This window comes from Mesorhizobium sp. B2-4-19, from assembly GCF_006441315.1.
In the GTDB taxonomy this organism is placed as follows: Bacteria; Pseudomonadota; Alphaproteobacteria; order Rhizobiales; family Rhizobiaceae; genus Mesorhizobium.
Genome location: NZ_VFUV01000009.1, coordinates 178,789 through 194,899, shown reverse-complemented (window position 1 = coordinate 194,899; position 16,111 = coordinate 178,789). Strand labels below are relative to the sequence as shown.

Here is a 16,111-nt window from a genome sequence, read left to right as displayed (position 1 = left end):
CAGTATGTCCGGCGTGGCTGCTGGCTGTTTGATAACTTCCGGCAAAGGTTTGGGAAGCGGCTTGGCTGGTTCCTGTGTGGGCTGAGAAGTTCGCTTCACGGTTTGCTGCTCAGGCTGCGAGGGTTTGTCGGCGGCACCGGTCTGACCGACGGCTCCGGCTTGGTCGGCTGCGGTTTCGGCTCCAGCGTGACATCGATCGCCGCTGGATCCTTGTCCAGGGCGCTGCCAGCCACCTTGTCGCCTGTGTGATCGCTGCCTTCCGGTTGCTCCGTATTCGCGAAATCGAATGTGCCGGCGGGCGAGATCAGAAAGAATGCCGCGACAGCGGCGTGAAGCAGGCCGGAGACGACAATGGCAACGGGCCATCCGGCCACCGGCCGCGCGACTGCAAGCGGCTCTGCCGGCGCTATCGCCAGCTCGTTGCCAGCCTCGGGGAGGGGGTTGATTTCCTGCATCTCGCGGGCCGGAAATTGCAGCGGCCGGCGGGCAAAAGTCAAATCAAGATCGCTGATCCATGGCCAGCCGGCAGCCAGGCCATGGTGTCTCGCGTGAATGCGGGATGCAGTCCCAACGCCGTTCTCAGACGCCGAAAGCGATGCCGGTCTTGGTGTCCGTCTTCAGCTTGCGCATGCAGGCAGCCGGTTCGACGCCGGCGCCTGCGCATTCGGTCGCGCTGTTGATCAGCACGCGGCTGACCTTGGTGCAGTCGGTGCCGGCGAGATCAAAGCGCGTCACCTTGGTCTTGCCAGCCGGCAGGTCCTTGAAATCGAGCACGGTCAGCCGGTCGACGACGCCCGCCTCATTGAACAGCGCGATCTCGAACGCCGTCTTGGCGAGGTCGGCACCGAGATTGTTGTTGACCAGGAAGGTCGCCGGCAGCCCTTGTCGGAAGGCTGCGCGGCATTGAGCTCCAGGATCAGCGCGGGGACCGGCGCGGACCCTTCCGCCCGCGCCGGAACCATCGCAAGCGACATCGCCAGCGTCGAGGTCAGCAGACGAAGCGATGTCATCAAGCCCGTCATGCCATCAGCCTCCAAACCGCATGGTTGCCGCCAGTTTCAGCGTTATGCCCGGCTCATAAACCGCAACCGTCGTGCTGCCATTCAATGGGTTGGCGTATTTGACGTCGAACAGATTGTCGGCGCGGAAATCGACTTTCAGATTGTCGGTCGCCTGATAGCTGGCGAAAGCATTGACCAGTGTATAGTCCTCGGCCACCGCGTTGCCCTTTGGTTTGCCGTTGTACTGAACCTCACTACCAACGGTCAGCTTGTCCTCGAGGAAGCGCAGCCCGAGCTGGGCGGTGACCTGCGAGGAGGGGATGGTGGCGAGATCGGCTTCTACACCCTTGTAGGAAATGGTGTGGCCATTGGTGATCGAGGCCGAAAGCCCGGCATAGCCCCAGCCGGCTTCGTAAACGCCTTCCAGTTCAAAGCCGTCGATCTTGGCCTGGGCGAAATTCTGATACTGGAAGCAGATCGGAATGCCGGGCCCGAACGGGCAGCCGCTGCCTGGAGCGAACGGCGAAAGGGTCACGCCATCGATATAATCGTCGACATTGTTGTGGAAGTAGGCCGCCTTGACGCGAAGCGCGTCGCCGGATTCGAAGATGTCGTTCTGCTTGTAGTTGACGCCGAATTCCGTCGTCTTGCCGGTCTCGGGCCGCAGATTGGGATTGGGCAGGAACGGGAAGGTGACGCCCGCCGGATGGTTGCCGCTGATCAGCGTTTCCGTCAGCGACGGCGAGCGATAGCCTTCGGCGTAGGTGCCGTAGAATTGCAGGCCCGCAAGGCTGGCGCTTTCGAACGGCGAGACGCCGACGGTGATGCGCGGCGACAGCCGGTCGCCCGATGTCTCGCGCGTGCTGTCCTTGAGGCTGTAATTGTCGTAGCGCAGCCCGGCGATGACCTCGAGCCAGTCCCAGGTGAGCTTGTCCTGGACATAGGCGCCAGACACGTTGCGCTTGCCCGAAGGCGTGTAGAAACTGTCGCCGCCGGCCGTACCGCCGGTCTTCACATTGTCGCCGACCCAGTCGCCGCCATAGGTCAATTCGTGGGCGATCCCGCCTGTTTCGAAGCGCGATGTGTTCCAGATGTCGACACCCGTGGTGTCGACGCCGAAAGTCGATTGCGACCCCGCCGGCAGGACGGTGGGAAGACCCGTTACGGGATCAAACCGTTTTTGCGGAACAAGGCTGGTCAGGTCGAGATTGGTCTTGTTGTAGGAGGTGTTGATGTGGAGATCGAGCCAGCTCTTGTCCTCATCCGTGATGTTGTAACGGGCGGTGAAAGTGTTCGACTTCAGGTCGACATCGTTGACCGGCACGCCGCCGCTGGTTTCGTCCCAGCTGTCGCTTGAGCCGACCCAGCCCAGCTTCAACTCGCTGTTCTCCGTCGGCCGTATGCTGGTCTTGAGCAGGCCGCTCAGGACGTCGAAGCCGGTGCCGTTGACGGTGTCGCCGTCGCCATCCTTGTAGTTGCCGTAGTTGCGGTAGATGATGTTGCCGAGCGCGTCCCAGTTCTCGTTGAAACGGTAGGCGCCGGTGGCGCTGGTGGTCCAGCCCTTGCCGTTGCTCTCATAGCGTCCGGTTACCGAAGCGCCCCATGTTTCCTCCGGCTTGAGGAAGTCCGCCGCGTCCTTGGTGTCGAAGAAGACGACGCCGCCGATGGCGCCCGAACCATAGGTGTTGGCGACCGGACCGCGGATCACATCGACGGATTTGACGAGCTCGGGGTCGATGTAAAAGGTCGACTGGGTGCCATGGTCCGAACGCTGGAAATCCTGGCGCGCGCCGTCCACAATGACCGCGACGCGGCCGAAATCCTGCAGGCCGCGAATGTTGATGCTGGTGCTGACGCGCCTGGCGTCGGCCTGTGTCGCGACACCGGGCACACCCAACAGCATCTCGTTCGGCGTCGTCGCCATGCGACGGGCGAGTTGCTCCTGGTCGACGTGGCTGGCCGAGGCCAGTGATTCGATAGCCGTTTCGCCGGTACGGCTGATAACCAAAATCTTGTCGAGCAGCGTTGCGCCCGCGGGGGCGGCTTTTTCCTGGTCAGCCTGCTTCGACTGATCCGTCTGCTCGCCTGCCGACTGCGTTGCCTGTTGGGCATGCGCCGATGGCGCCGACAGGGCGATCGCTGCCACGCTCGCCAACAAAGCCGCCACACCGTTTGCCGTCGACCAGCCGCGCAATTCCCAGTTCAAAAACCCCATGCCCCAACTCCAGATTCCAGGTTTCATGCTGGCTGGCCCGGGGCTTGCTGGCATTTTTCATCGTGTCCGGGCGTCTTAAATGTTGACTCGTTTACTCCGGTATTGCACTGACTAATAAACATGATTATTCAAGTCAAGAAATGAATCGGCAATTTCACAACGCCTAGCCAGATGCCCGGCACAGGAAAGGGATCGACCCAGATGAACACGCACAATCCCAACGAGTTTCGCTATCGCGTCCGCCATTCCGATGATGCCTCCGCCCGCTTCGATCGGATCCCGCTGGCGGTGCGAACGCTCTCCAGCAACACGCTGTTCCAGGGCGAGCACGAGATCGGCATCGAGCATCACGGCGCGCTCTACCGGCTGAAGATCACCCGGCAGGGCAAGCTCATTCTCAACAAGTAAGGCAAGAGCGGTTCACCGTTTCACGGAAACGCCGAACCACTCTATCTCTTTGTTTCAACGCAATTCCGGACGGAAAACCGTTTCACACTTTTCCTGGAATTGCTCTAGGCGGTAGGGACGAGACATGGACCAGCGCGTAAAACCCGCCCCGCACGAAATCCGGCGGGCACGGACAGAAAATCTGAAAACGCGCGAGCGTGACCTGGCCGACCAACTCGGCATTTCGGAAGCCGAGTTGGTCGCCGCGCATTGCGGCGATGGCGTCGTTCGCATCGAACCGCGCGTCAACGAGCTCTTGACCGGTCTCGAGGCGGTCGGCGAGGTGATGGCGCTGACCCGCAACGAAAGCGCCGTGCACGAAAAGATCGGCGTCTATGACAAGGTCGTCACAGGCAACCACAATGCCATGGTGCTTGGCGAGAACATCGACCTGCGCATCTTCCCGAAGGTCTGGGTGCATGGCTTTGCCGTGGAAAAGCGCGACGGCGACGAGATCCGCCGCAGCCTGCAGTTCTTCGACGCGGCGGGCGAGGCGGTGCACAAGGTGCATCTGCGGCCGGCCTCGAGCCTCTATGCCTACCAGAAGCTGGTCGCCTCGCTGGAATCGCCCAACCAGGAACCGACGGCCGATATTTCAGGGCCAATCTCCGACGATCAGAGCGAGGCCGGGGCATCCAGCGCCAACCCCAACGATCTGCGCGACCGCTGGAGCCGGCTGACCGACGTGCACCAGTTCTTCGGCATGCTGAAAACGCTCAAGCTCAGCCGCCGTCAGGCGGTGCGCATGGTCGGAACAGACTATGCCTGGCTGCTCGACAATGACGCGGTCCGCGCCATGTTTCATCATGCCGCCGAAGGCGAGATGCCGATCATGTGCTTCGTCGGAAACCGCGGCTGCATCCAGATCCATTCCGGACCGGTCAAGTCGATCAAGCCGATGGGACCGTGGATCAACGTTCTCGACGAGACCTTCCACCTGCATCTGCGCACCGACCACATCCATGAAGTCTGGGCGGTGCGCAAGCCGACCAAGGATGGCCATGTCACCTCGCTCGAGGTCTATGCCGCCGATGGCGAGATGATCATCCAGTTCTTCGGCAAGCGCCATGAGGGCGAAAGCGAGCGCGACGATTGGCGGTTCCTGGCTGAGAACCTGCCGCGCGTTCCAAGCCCGACGGCAGCGTGAGGAACAGTGTGATGCGGTTTTTCCCGACTCTGCCGGCCATGCGCCGATCGATATTTGCCCCAATCGTCGGCCTTTCTCTTGCCGCGGTGCAGCCGGCCGGCGCCACCGAGGACGTCTCGGTCTTCTCCGATCCGTCGAAGATCGCCGCCATAGGTGGTTCGATCACCGAAATCGTCTATGCGCTTGGCGAGGAGAAACACCTGGTGGCGCGCGATTCCACCAGCAATTATCCGAAAGCGGCGCTTGCTTTGCCCGATGTCGGCTATATGCGCGCCCTGTCGCCGGAAGGTGTTTTGTCGGTCAATCCGACCGGCATCCTGGCGCTGCACGGCAGCGGCCCCAAGGAAGCCGTCGATGTGCTGAAGAAAACCAGCATCCCCTTCATCGAAGTGCCCGAACATTATAGCCGCGACGGCATCCTCGAGAAGGTCCGCATCGTCGGCAAGGCGCTTGGCGTCGATGCCAAGGCAGAGGTTCTGGCCAAGGAGCTCGATGCCAAGCTGACGGCCGCCGAAAAACAGACGGCCTCGATCAAGGAGCGCAAGCGCATCCTGTTCGTGCTGTCGATACAGGGCGGCAAGATCCTGGCGGCCGGCAGCGAAACCGCGGCTGACGGCATGGTCAAGCTGGCGGGCGGGGTCAACGCCGTTGGCGGTTTCTCCGGCTACAAGCAGATGTCCGACGAGGCAATCATCACCGCCGGGCCTGACGTGATCCTGATGATGAGCAATGCCGGGCCACCGGTGCCGGATGACGAATTGTTCGGCAACCCGTCGATCGCCTCGACGCCGGCCGGAACCGCGCGCAAGCTGATCCGCATCGATGGCGGCTATCTGCTCGGTTTCGGGCCGCGCACCGCCGACGCCATTCACGACCTCGCCGTCTCGCTCTATGGCGCGCAGGTCACGGACTGAGCGGGCGGATCATGGTCGATCAATCGATCGCCGGCCCGGTGAAGATGATGGCGAATGCATCCCAGGGCGACCGCTCGGGCCGCGCCCGCATCGTCATCCTGTTGCTGTGCCTCGGGCTCGCGGCCGCCATGCTTTTGTCGCTCACGTCAGGGGCATCGGATGCTTCGGCTGTCAGCGTCCTCAAGGACTGGCTGCTTGGTGCCATTCCGCGCGATGCGGCGCTGAGCGCCCGTGACGGCCTGATCATCTACGACATCCGTTTGCCGCGCATCATCCTCGGCATGCTGGTCGGCGCGGCGCTCGCGGTCTCGGGCGCTGTCATGCAGGGCCTGTTCCGCAATCCGCTGGCCGACCCCGGCCTGATCGGCGTTTCCGCCGGCTCCAGTCTCGGCGCGGTGGCCATCATCGTGCTTGGCACCACGGTGCTGGCGCCGTTGACGACCTTGCTCGGCACGCTCGCGCTGCCGCTGGCGGCCTTCTTCGGTGGCCTTGCCTCGACCTTGGTGCTTTATCAGGTCGCCACGCGACGTGGCCAAACCTCGGTCGCCACCATGCTGCTCGCCGGCATCGCGCTGGCAGCTCTTGCCATGGCGCTGACCGGCATCCTCATCTTCATGGCCGACGATCGCCAGCTGCGCGACCTGACGTTCTGGTCACTCGGATCGCTTGGTGGCGCGACATGGGCGAAGATCAGTTCCGTCGGACCGGTTATCATACTGGCGCTGGCGGCGATGCCTTTCCTGGCGCGCGGCCTCAACGCGCTGGCGCTGGGCGAGGCGACCGCCGGCCATCTCGGCATACCGGTGCAGCGGCTGAAATACACGGCGATCCTCGGCGTGTCGGCTGCGGTCGGCGCCTCCGTCGCGGTCAGTGGCGGCATCGGCTTCGTCGGCATCGTCGTGCCGCATCTGCTGCGCCTGCTGATCGGTCCGGACAACCGCTATCTCTTGCCGGCTTCGGCGCTGCTTGGCGCCTCGCTGCTGCTGTTGGCCGATGCCGTTGCGCGCACCATCGTGGCGCCGGCCGAATTGCCGATCGGCATCGTCACCGCGATCGCGGGCGCGCCGTTCTTCCTGTGGATCCTGTTGCGCAAGCGCGGCGTGATCGATCTGTGAGACGTGAGTTCGGCGAGACTTGGGACCTGTGAGGCTTTGATGATTGAGGCAAGGGATGTTTCCGTTGATATCGCCGGCAAGCGCATAATCAGTGGTGTCGATTTCGACGCGCGGCCCGGCGAAATAGCGGCGATCGTCGGCCCCAACGGTTCGGGCAAGACGACCTTCCTGAAGGCGTTGTCGGGCGAGCTCGCCTATACCGGGCGCGTCGCTGTCAACGGCCGAAACCTTTCGTCGATGAAGCCGGCCGAGAGTGCGGTGCGTCGTGCGGTGCTGCCGCAGGCGACGACGCTGTCCTTCCCGTTCACGGTGCGCGAGGTGGTCAAGCTCGGCCTTGTCGGCGGGCGCTCGGGTGCCTTGCCGGGCGAGGACGCGCGGCTGCCGGAGCGGGCGCTGGCGCGTGTCGACCTCGACGGTTTTGCCGGGCGTTTCTATCAGGCGCTTTCGGGCGGCGAGCAGCAGCGCGTCCAGCTGGCGCGCGTGCTGTGCCAGGTCTGGGCGCCGGTGCTCGACGGCAAGCCGCGCTATCTCTTTCTCGACGAGCCGGTTTCCAGCCTCGACATCAAGCATCAGCTGATCATCATGAACATCGCCCGCGACTTCGCCAAAAGGGGCGGCGGCGTGGTCGCCATTCTGCACGACCTCAATCTGACGGCCATGTATGCCGACCGGATCTTCGTCATGCATCGTGGTCGGCTCGTGGCCACCGGTTCGCCACAGGATGTGCTGAGTGATGAGCTAATCGAAAAAGTGTTCGATTGCCGGCTCAGGGTTGGTGTGCTGCCGGCCGGCAATATGACGTTCGTGTTGCCGCAATCCGCGGTCTGTTGATATTCAGGTGAGGCCTGACCTGAATCTCAACAGACCCACCCAGACTTGGGCAGACTTGCTCAGGCGGCCGGGGCGCGGCGCTCCAGCATGTCGATGCCGAGCAGGTTGCGCACATTCGGCCTTGCCGCCACCATATCGGCGACGGTGTAGCGGGCGAGCACCGCGAAGAAGGCGTTGAGGGCCTCGCGCAGCGCTGAATTCAGCGCGCAGCTGTCAACCAGCGGGCATTCGGCGGCATCGTTCTCAAAGCATTCGGCCATGGCGAAGCTTTCCTCGGTAACGCGCACGACGTCGAAGAGGCTGATCGCCTCGGCGGCGCGGCCAAGCCGGACGCCGCCATTCCTGCCGCGCACCGTCTCGACCAGTCCATTCTCAACCAACGGCTGCAGGATCTTGAACAGGAATAGTTCCGACACCGAATAGGCGGTCGCGATTTCGGGAATGCGGCTCAACCGGTCATTGTTGGCGGCGCAATACATCAAGATGCGCATGGCATAATTGGTCTGGCGTGTAAGCCGCATTTCGTCCTCACTAGGCGCCGGCGCGGTTCAACCACGCCTGATTCCTGAAACTTGGCCGCCACGGTTCTGGTCCCGGAGTTTCGGAATTCGCCGCGCTGGCCTTGACCCGAATATGGCCTATACCTTGGAACAATTCCAGACTAGCCGGACGTCATAGATGAATATTCTCGTCAACTTTATGTGCGCAGCCCCGGCAAAACGGGAGGAAAACCGGCCGCTACGGGCATTCCGGCTGATGAAACCCTAGATAGGGCCGAGATCGACCAGAGATCGACAAGAGGTCGACCAGAGATCGACAAGGAGCAGTTCATCCATGTCCCAATCGGCTTCGTCCCTGGCGCCCGCCCGTTTCGATACTGACGCGACCGCCAAGCTCTCGGCGTTGCGTCGCACCAAATTCATCGCCACGGCCGCGCTGGCGCTTTGCGTGCTGGTGTTCGCCTTGGCCAAGTCGTTCGAGAACTCCCATCCATGGCTGGGGTTTGTCGCTGCCTTCGCCGAGGCGGCGACCATTGGCGGCCTTGCCGACTGGTACGCGGTGGTGGCGCTGTTCAGGCGGCCGCTCGGATTGCCGATCCCGCACACCGCCATCATCCCGGAAAACCAGAACCGCATCGCCGACAATCTCGGCCGCTTCATCGAGGCCAACTTCCTGGCGCCGGAACCGGTGCGGGAAAAGCTTGCCGAGGTCGATTTTGCGGCACTTGTCGCCGACTGGCTGACCGATGCCGAACGCGCCGCCGGCCTGTCGCGCTTCGTCGTGCGGCTGGTGCCGCAGACACTCGCCGCCGTCGAGCAGTCCGGTCTGCGCGGCTTCGTCACCAGCCGCATGCTCGAGCAGATCGAAAAAGTGCCGCTGGCGCCGCTGGCGGCGGAACTGCTGTCGGCGCTGACCGACGACCGCCGTCATCAAAGACTGTTCGACGAGTTCATCAAGGTGGTCGGCCGCTTCCTCAACGACGAACAGGCCCTGGCGACGATGCGCGAGAAGATCCGCGAGGAGTTGCCGTCGCTGTTCAACCTGTTCCGCGCCGACGCCTATCTCCTGAAGAAGATCGTCGCCTCGGCGGGCTCCTTGCTTGACGAGGTGCGGGCCGATCCCGACCATCCGATGCGCGCCGAGTTCGATCGTTTCGCGCAAGGCTTCGTCGAACGGCTGCGGACGTCCAAGCAATATGCAAAGCGTGCCGAGAAGATGAAGCACGATTTCCTCGCTCGACCCGAAGTCAGGGCGCTGGCCGGTGACATGTGGGAGAGCCTCAGCCTGTTTATCGAGCAGGATGCCAAGGCGCCGAATTCGGTGATCCGCGCGCATCTCGCCAACATGTTCGTCGAGGTCGGCCGCCATCTCGCCGGCGATGCGCAGATCCGGGCCGACATGAACCAGGGGTTCGTCGTGGCGCTGGCCTCCTTCGTCGAAAGCCAGAAGAGCGGCGTGTCGATATTCATCGCCGATCAGGTCAAGCGCTGGGATCTGGCGCAACTGACGCGGCTGATCGAGATGAACATTGGCCGGGACCTGCAATATATCCGCTTCAACGGCATGATCATCGGCGGGCTGGCGGGTATCGTGCTCTATACGGTCGAGCTGCTGCTCCCGGTCAATTGATGCGCCTCGATCGTCAGGCCCGTCTTCGAAATGGACAGGCGGCAGCCGGGTGCTATGCTCCCTGCGAGGGTACCCGCATCCGCGGCAAAGGGAGAAGACAGCATGGCCAAGCTACCGGAATCCGATTCCTTCATGGATATGTTCGGCAGGTTCGGCCGCGACCTGAAGGTGCCCAATGTCGATGTCGAGGCGATCCTTGCCCATCACCGCAAGAACCTCGAAGCCTTGGAGAGATCGGCGCGAGCCGGTGCCGATGGCGCGACCTCGCTGTTGTCGAGGCAGCGCGAAATGCTGCAGGACACGCTGCGTGAAATTGCCGACATGGCGCAGAGCTACCGGGCGCCGGGCAACCCGCAGGACCTGATGGCCAAGCAGACGGAGTTCGCCAGGAAATCCTTCGAGGCCGCGCTCAAGAATGCCGGTGAAGTGGCTGAACTGGCTCGCAAATCCGGAACCGAATCAATCGAAATCCTGCGCGCGCGCATCAAGGAGGCGATGGAGGAAATCCGCGCCGGCTACGGGCAGAAATAGGCTTCCGCGTCCTGTCGTTTCGTCTTCGGCGGGACATGCCGGTTTGCGATTTCGCAACCCTGCGCATAGTTGCATCCGCGCCACGTTGTAAGCGTCGGCGCCCCTGGAAGGTCCGAAAATCCGAATTCGGCCTGCCATTGCGCGGCAAGGCATGGCACGGTTCAGCCGCAATTCGACGGAACCGATTCACAAGGGGTGAATTGACAGGGGCCATCCGTTCGTGGTCCGGAGGCACGGCAAGCGATCGGGAAAGCAGGAATGAACGAAGTACGGCCTAAAACGCCGCCGACCTATGAGCAGTTGAGAACGATGTCCGGGCAGGAACTCGGCGTCTCGGAATGGACCACGGTCGATCAGGACCGTATCAACCAGTTCGCCGAATGCACCGGCGACCACCAATGGATCCATGTCGACCCTGAGCGCGCACGGCGGCAAAGCCCGTTCCGCACCACGATCGCGCACGGCTATCTGACATTGTCGATCATCGGCGCGTTGGCGCTCGGCATGGGCATAGTGCCGGAAAACACCCAGGCCGCCTTCAACTATGGCTTCGACAAGGTGCGTTTCCTGGCGCCGGTCAGGGTCGGCGCCCGCATCAGGCTGCGCACCGTCCTGCTTTCCATGGAAGACAGGGGGCCCGGCCAGTATCTGATGAAGGCAGCCAATACGGTCGAGATCGAAGGCGAGGAAAAGCCGGCGCTGACGGCCGAAACGCTGGTCATGCTCTACGAGCGCCGCAAACGGGCAGGGGCCTGAGCGTTCGTCCAAGCCCGCCGCCGGTTCCCATACCGCTGCCCCAAATTGACGTTGCAGGCATCCGCCTGCGCGCCGTTCAGTAGCAGGCCGGGATCGGCCCGGCAACCTTAGGCAGTACCGGCGAACGTCCAAACCGGGTCAGGCAATCCCGGGCTGGGTACGGCCAGCAAAGCGCAGCGAGAACAGCGCGAGCAGCAGTGCTGCCAGCGCCAGGGCCGTTGCCGTCTCAAAGGTGACCTGCATGCCTCGGGCGGCCGCGGCGGCGCTCAGAACATCCTGTCCTGTTCCTTGGCGAGCGCCGTTGGATGCAACCGCGAAGATGGCGCCCATCAGGGACGCGCCGGTGACGAGGCCGAGATTGCGCGACAAATTGAGCAGGCCTGAAATGACGCCGCGCTCGCCGGCGCCGACACCGCTCATGACGGCCGCATTATTGGACGTCTGGAACAGGGCGTAGCCGAAGCAGGTGACAGTGATGGGAACGACATAGCTGGCAATGCCGAGTTTCGTCATGGCGAGCGACAGCAGGAATGTGCCCGTGGCGAGGCTGGTGAGCCCGGCGACCATCATCCGGCGGGCTCCGAAGCGATCGGAGAGCCGTCCGGCCAACAGTGCCGACAGGGTCGAGACAAGCGGCCCGGTCGAAAGCACCACGCCGACCATCGCGGCATCGAGTGCCAATCCACGCGACAGATAGAACGGAGCGACCACCAGGGTCGCCATCATCACCGTGGCGACGATGAGGCTCATGACCAGGCTGGCGCTGAGCCGCGGATCCCGGAAGCTGGCGAGTTGGACCAGGGGGTTCTTCACCCGCTTCTGGGCTATGGCGAATAGACCGATGCCGAGAGCGGTGGCGGCCAGCAGGCCGATGTTGAGTGCACCGAAATGGCCCTGGCCAAGCGTCATGGCCAATGCATAGGCGGCCAGCGTCAGCGCCAACAGGACAGTGCCCATCGCGTCGAACTTGCCTTGAGCGGCCTGCGCGTTCTTGTTGCCGGCTGGCAAGGCACGCCAGGCGAGGGCGAAGGTCAGGAGGCCCAGCGGGACATTGACCAGGAAAATCGCGCGCCACCCGAGGCCGGCGATCAGCAGGCCGCCGAGCGACGGGCCGAGCGTCGTGCCGATCGCCGACATGGCGCCCAGCAGGCCCATGGCGCTGCCGGTCCGTTCCTTGCTCACCGTCTCCGCGACAAAGGCCAGCGTCAGCGCCATCATCAGCGCCGCGCCAAGCCCCTGCACGGCCCGTGCGGCGATCAGCAGCCAAAGCGTCGGCGCCAGGCCGCAGAGCACTGATGCCGACGTGAACACAGCGATGCCGCCAAGCAGCAACGGCCGGCGCCCGAACATGTCAGCCAGCCGCCCGGCGCTGACGATCAACGTGGTGATAGCGAGGAGATAGGCCAGAACCACCCATTGCACGGCCTGGAACGACGCCCCGAACGTCTGCATCAGCGAGGGCAGCCCGACGCTGGCAATGCTGGTTCCCAGCGACGACAACAGCGTGGCGAGCGACAGGCTTGCCAGCGCCCAGCCGACGGATTGCTTCTGTTGCGAGGCTGATATCGGCCCTTCCCGATCTTGTGCGGCGAGTGCCATGCGATCTCCTTTCCGTTCGCTCCGAAAGCGGAGCCGATGGAGATCTAGTCTTGCGGCTGATATGGCGGAAGGCGCAGCATTTGCATCATATCAGTGCACCAGACGCCACATCATGCTAAGATCCGCCGATGACGACGCCCGATCTCAACCTGCTCTTTGCTCTCGACGTGCTGCTGGCGGAAGGCAGCGTGGCCCGCGCGGCACGCCGTCTGCGTCTCAGCCCCTCGGCGATGAGCCGGACACTGGCGCGGCTGCGCGAAGCAACGGGCGATCCTTTGCTGGTCCGGGCCGGCCGCGGCCTAGTGGCGACGCCGCGCGCGGAGGAATTGCGCCGCCAAGTCGGTCCTGTCGTCCAGGACGCGGAGGCGCTGCTGCGCCCTGCCGAATTGCTTGATCTTTCAAGTCTGGACAGGGTCGTGACGCTGCGCACCAACGAAGGCTTCGTCGAGGAGTTCGGGCCTCGCCTGGTCGCCCGCATCGTGGCCGAAGCGCCGGGGGTGCGGTTGCGTTTCGCGCCGAAGTCCGACAAGGATGTGATGTCGCTGCGCGACGCGGCGATCGATTTGGAAATCGGGGTTGCCGGCGAAACCGGGCCCGAAGTGCGCATCCAGGCGCTGTTTCGCGACCGCTTTATCGGCGCTGTCCGATCAGGCCATCCCTTGAGCGAAGGCACGGTGACGCCCGAGCGCTATGCGGCGGGCCGGCATATCAGTGTTTCGCGGCGCGGCCGCGAGAAAGGACCGATCGACGAGGCGCTGGACGCGCTTGGCCTGCAGCGGACGGTCGTCTGCATGGTCTCGGGTTTCTCGGCCGCGCTCGCCATGGCGCGCGCCTCGGAACTGATCGCCAGCGTGCCCGAGCGGCACACGGCCGGCGCGCGCGCCGGCATGCACAGCTTTCGGCTGCCGGTCACGACGGTGGAAGTCACCATTTCAATGCTTTGGCATCCGCGCCTCGATGCCGATCCGGCGCAACGCTGGTTGCGCGACTGCGTGCGTCAGGTCTGTGCGGGGGGCTGAGATCAGCGCGCCATCGCCGCCTCGATCACCTTGAAAATCCGCTGGTCTTCGCACTGCGCGACGTTGAAGCGCAGGAAATGGCTGGCCGTCTGCGACAGGCTGAACGCATTGCCGGGCGCCAGCACGACGTTGTCGGCAAGCGCCCGGCGGGCGACTTCGGCCGCGTCAACGCCATGGGGGAGCCTGCACCACAGAAACAGACCGGCCGGCTGGTCGATCCAGGGCGTGATGCCGATCGCCTTCAGCCGGGCGCCGGTCACGGCCATGGCGCGCGCCAGCCTGGCGCGCAGCAGATCCATATGCTTGCGATAGCTGCCATCCTTCAGCAGCGTCAGCACCAATTCGGCGGCCAGCCGTCCGCCGCCGAAAGTGGTGGCGATCTTGAGGTCGGTCAGGCCCTCGATCCAGTCGCGGGGCGCGGCGATGAAACCGCAGCGCACCGACGCCGACAGCGTCTTGGAGAAGCTGCCGATGTGGACGACGCGGTTCAGGCCATCGAAGGCCGCCAGCCTCGGGGCAGGGGCATGTTCGAAATCGGCGAAGATGTCGTCCTCGACAATGGTGAGGTCCGACTGGTCGGCGAGCTTCAGCAAACGGTGCGCGGTGACCGGCGACAGGATCGCGCCGGTCGGGTTGTGGATGGCGGAGTTGGTGATGTAGAGGCGCGGCCGGTGCTCGGCGAGCGCCTGCGCGAACAGCTCGATATCGGGTCCCGACGGCGTGTAGGGAACGCCGACCACCTTGGCGCGATGGGCGCGCAGCAAAGCGTGGAAATTGAAATAGCAGGGATCGTTGACCAGCACCGTGTCGCCAGGTTCGATCAGGAACCGGCATAGAAGATCGATGGCCTGCGTGCCCGATTCCGTCAGCATGATCTGTTCAGGCGAGACTTCGATGCCATGCCCGGCCATGCGCCGCGCCAAGAGTTGCCGCAGTGGCGGCAGCCCAAGCGGCGTGCCGTAGTCGGCAAGAGCGACATCATCGGCGCGCGCTGCCGTGCGGAGTGCGCGCCGCAGCCCGGCCTGCGGCATCCAGGAGGCCGGCAGCCAGCCGCAGCCGGGTTTCAACACCTCGTCGCCGGCGTCCAGCGACTGGCGCGAAACCCAGAGCGGATCGACGGCACGGTCGAGCCGGGGACCGATCTCGGCCAGGGACAACGGCGCCAGCGAGCCGGCGGCGTAGAAGCCCGAGCCCGGCCGGGAGCGGATCGTGCCTTCGGCGGCGAGCCGCTCATAGGCCTCGACCACGGTGGATTTGGACACCTGCATGGATTGGGCGAAGGCGCGGATCGACGGCAGCCGGGCACCCGGCGTCAGGCTGCGCGCGGCGATCCGCTGGCGAATGGCCGCCATGACGCTTTCGACCAGAGTGGGGGCACCCAGGGTTCGCGCGCTATCAGTTTCCAAGGCGAGGTCGGTCATCTGTACTGCTCAATATACCATTACAGTTTCGTAGAATTGTACCGCATTGTCTCTGGTCGCGCCATGGGAGTCTGCCCGATAGAAGGCGAAAGCAATGGGAGCCTGGAATGGACAAGACCGCGAGCGGCTGGGTGAACGGATTTATCGGCGTGCTGATCTTCAGCGGCTCGCTGCCGGCGACGCGTGTGGCGGTCATGGATTTCGATCCGACATTCGTGACATCAGCCCGGGCCGCGATTGCCGGATTGCTTGGCCTGGCAATGCTGCTGCTGTTCCGGGAGAAACGTCCGCAGCGCGGCGATCTGGTGTCGCTGGTGATCGTGGCGCTGGGCGTGGTCGTCGGCTTTCCCTTGCTGACGGCATTGGCGCTCAAGCACATCACCTCGGCCCATTCCATCATTTTCATCGGCCTGTTGCCGCTGGCGACCGCGATCTTCGGCGTGCTGCGCGGTGGCGATCGGCCTCGTCCGGCGTTCTGGCTGTTTTCGTGCGTGGGCAGCGCGCTGGTCGCCGGCTTCGCGCTGACGCAGGGCGTGACCGCGTCGCCGGTCGGTGATGGCTTGATGCTCGCCGCCGTCGTCGTCTGCGGCCTGGGCTATGCCGAGGGCGCCGCGCTGTCGCGCAGGCTTGGCGGCTGGCAAGTGATCTGCTGGGCGCTGACGCTGTCGCTGCCGATCATGCTGGTGCTGACTTTCGCGACCCTGCCGCCATCCTTTGCCGGTATCGGCTCCAACGCCTGGATCGGGCTCGCCTATGTCTCGCTGTTCAGCATGCTGATCGGCTTCGTCTTCTGGTATCGCGGCCTGGCGCAAGGCGGCATTGCCGCGGTAGGACAGTTGCAGCTGCTGCAGCCCTTCTTTGGCCTGGCGCTCGCGGCAAGCCTGCTGCACGAGCAGGTCAGCCCGCTGATGGTGGTCGTCACGCTCGGCGTGGTGGCGTGCGTGTTCGGGGCGAAGAAGTTCGCGCGGTAGTTCGGGAAGCGCCC

At 64.0% G+C, this 16,111-nt stretch carries 15 protein-coding genes and 1 pseudogene; 10 read left to right on the top strand and 6 right to left on the bottom strand.

Going from position 1 to position 16,111, the window contains the following annotated elements; genetic code table 11:
- Positions 1–95: 95 nt before the first annotated feature.
- From FJ546_RS31630 to FJ546_RS17660, 3 genes and pseudogenes are all read right to left on the bottom strand, one after another.
- Positions 96–455 carry a hypothetical protein gene (locus FJ546_RS31630; protein ID WP_246686872.1) on the bottom strand — a complete coding sequence of 120 codons (360 nt, stop codon included), beginning with the start codon at positions 453–455 and terminating at the stop codon, positions 96–98.
- A 124-nt stretch (positions 456–579) separates the two neighbouring features.
- Positions 580–1,022, bottom strand: a pseudogene (locus FJ546_RS17665) (hypothetical protein).
- Between the two features lie 4 nt (positions 1,023–1,026).
- Complete coding sequence (locus FJ546_RS17660; protein ID WP_140890497.1) at positions 1,027–3,216, bottom strand: TonB-dependent hemoglobin/transferrin/lactoferrin family receptor; 2,190 nt, start codon at positions 3,214–3,216, stop codon at positions 1,027–1,029.
- A gap of 201 nt (positions 3,217–3,417) precedes the next feature.
- Here FJ546_RS17660 and hemP point away from each other — a divergent pair, with 201 nt between their 5' ends.
- The 5 genes from hemP (at position 3,418) to FJ546_RS17635 (ending at position 7,670) form a co-directional block, all read left to right on the top strand.
- The gene (gene hemP, locus FJ546_RS17655; protein ID WP_140890496.1) at positions 3,418–3,624 is read left to right on the top strand and encodes a hemin uptake protein HemP; all 207 of its coding nucleotides are present in this window, start codon (positions 3,418–3,420) and stop codon (positions 3,622–3,624) included.
- A 124-nt stretch (positions 3,625–3,748) separates the two neighbouring features.
- Positions 3,749–4,810 carry a hemin-degrading factor gene (locus FJ546_RS17650; protein ID WP_140890495.1) on the top strand — a complete coding sequence of 354 codons (1,062 nt, stop codon included), beginning with the start codon at positions 3,749–3,751 and terminating at the stop codon, positions 4,808–4,810.
- Between the two features lie 11 nt (positions 4,811–4,821).
- Positions 4,822–5,724, top strand: coding sequence for a hemin ABC transporter substrate-binding protein (locus FJ546_RS17645; protein WP_140890494.1), 903 nt, complete (start codon positions 4,822–4,824; stop codon positions 5,722–5,724).
- Between the two features lie 11 nt (positions 5,725–5,735).
- Positions 5,736–6,839 carry an iron ABC transporter permease gene (locus FJ546_RS17640; protein ID WP_140890493.1) on the top strand — a complete coding sequence of 368 codons (1,104 nt, stop codon included), beginning with the start codon at positions 5,736–5,738 and terminating at the stop codon, positions 6,837–6,839.
- Between the two features lie 39 nt (positions 6,840–6,878).
- Positions 6,879–7,670, top strand: coding sequence for a heme ABC transporter ATP-binding protein (locus FJ546_RS17635; RefSeq protein WP_140890492.1), 792 nt, complete (start codon positions 6,879–6,881; stop codon positions 7,668–7,670).
- Positions 7,671–7,729: 59 nt separating this feature from the next.
- On the opposite strand, the gene rirA is transcribed toward FJ546_RS17635, so the two are convergent.
- Positions 7,730–8,191: an iron-responsive transcriptional regulator RirA gene (rirA, locus tag FJ546_RS17630; RefSeq protein ID WP_140890491.1), complete on the bottom strand. Its 462-nt coding sequence runs from the start codon at positions 8,189–8,191 to the stop codon at positions 7,730–7,732.
- Positions 8,192–8,504: 313 nt separating this feature from the next.
- Here rirA and FJ546_RS17625 point away from each other — a divergent pair, with 313 nt between their 5' ends.
- From FJ546_RS17625 to FJ546_RS17615, 3 genes are all read left to right on the top strand, one after another.
- Positions 8,505–9,800 (top strand): DUF445 domain-containing protein, encoded by a 1,296-nt coding sequence (locus FJ546_RS17625; protein ID WP_140890490.1) that lies wholly within the window; start codon positions 8,505–8,507, stop codon positions 9,798–9,800.
- Positions 9,801–9,902: 102 nt separating this feature from the next.
- Positions 9,903–10,331 (top strand): phasin family protein, encoded by a 429-nt coding sequence (locus FJ546_RS17620; protein WP_140890489.1) that lies wholly within the window; start codon positions 9,903–9,905, stop codon positions 10,329–10,331.
- A 258-nt stretch (positions 10,332–10,589) separates the two neighbouring features.
- Complete coding sequence (locus FJ546_RS17615; protein ID WP_095772891.1) at positions 10,590–11,087, top strand: MaoC family dehydratase; 498 nt, start codon at positions 10,590–10,592, stop codon at positions 11,085–11,087.
- Between the two features lie 138 nt (positions 11,088–11,225).
- Here FJ546_RS17615 and FJ546_RS17610 read toward each other — a convergent pair whose 3' ends face one another.
- On the bottom strand, positions 11,226–12,686 hold the full coding sequence (locus FJ546_RS17610; RefSeq protein ID WP_140890488.1) for an MFS transporter: 1,461 nt from the start codon (positions 12,684–12,686) through the stop codon (positions 11,226–11,228).
- A 128-nt stretch (positions 12,687–12,814) separates the two neighbouring features.
- On the opposite strand from FJ546_RS17610, the gene FJ546_RS17605 reads away from it, so the two are divergent.
- Positions 12,815–13,705 carry a LysR family transcriptional regulator gene (locus FJ546_RS17605; RefSeq protein ID WP_140890487.1) on the top strand — a complete coding sequence of 297 codons (891 nt, stop codon included), beginning with the start codon at positions 12,815–12,817 and terminating at the stop codon, positions 13,703–13,705.
- Positions 13,706–13,707: 2 nt separating this feature from the next.
- On the opposite strand, the gene FJ546_RS17600 is transcribed toward FJ546_RS17605, so the two are convergent.
- Positions 13,708–15,126, bottom strand: a complete 1,419-nt coding sequence (locus tag FJ546_RS17600) for a PLP-dependent aminotransferase family protein (RefSeq protein WP_140890486.1) — start codon at positions 15,124–15,126, stop codon at positions 13,708–13,710.
- Positions 15,127–15,233: 107 nt separating this feature from the next.
- On the opposite strand from FJ546_RS17600, the gene FJ546_RS17595 reads away from it, so the two are divergent.
- Positions 15,234–16,097 carry a DMT family transporter gene (locus tag FJ546_RS17595; RefSeq protein WP_140890485.1) on the top strand — a complete coding sequence of 288 codons (864 nt, stop codon included), beginning with the start codon at positions 15,234–15,236 and terminating at the stop codon, positions 16,095–16,097.
- The last annotated feature ends 14 nt before the right edge of the window (positions 16,098–16,111 follow it).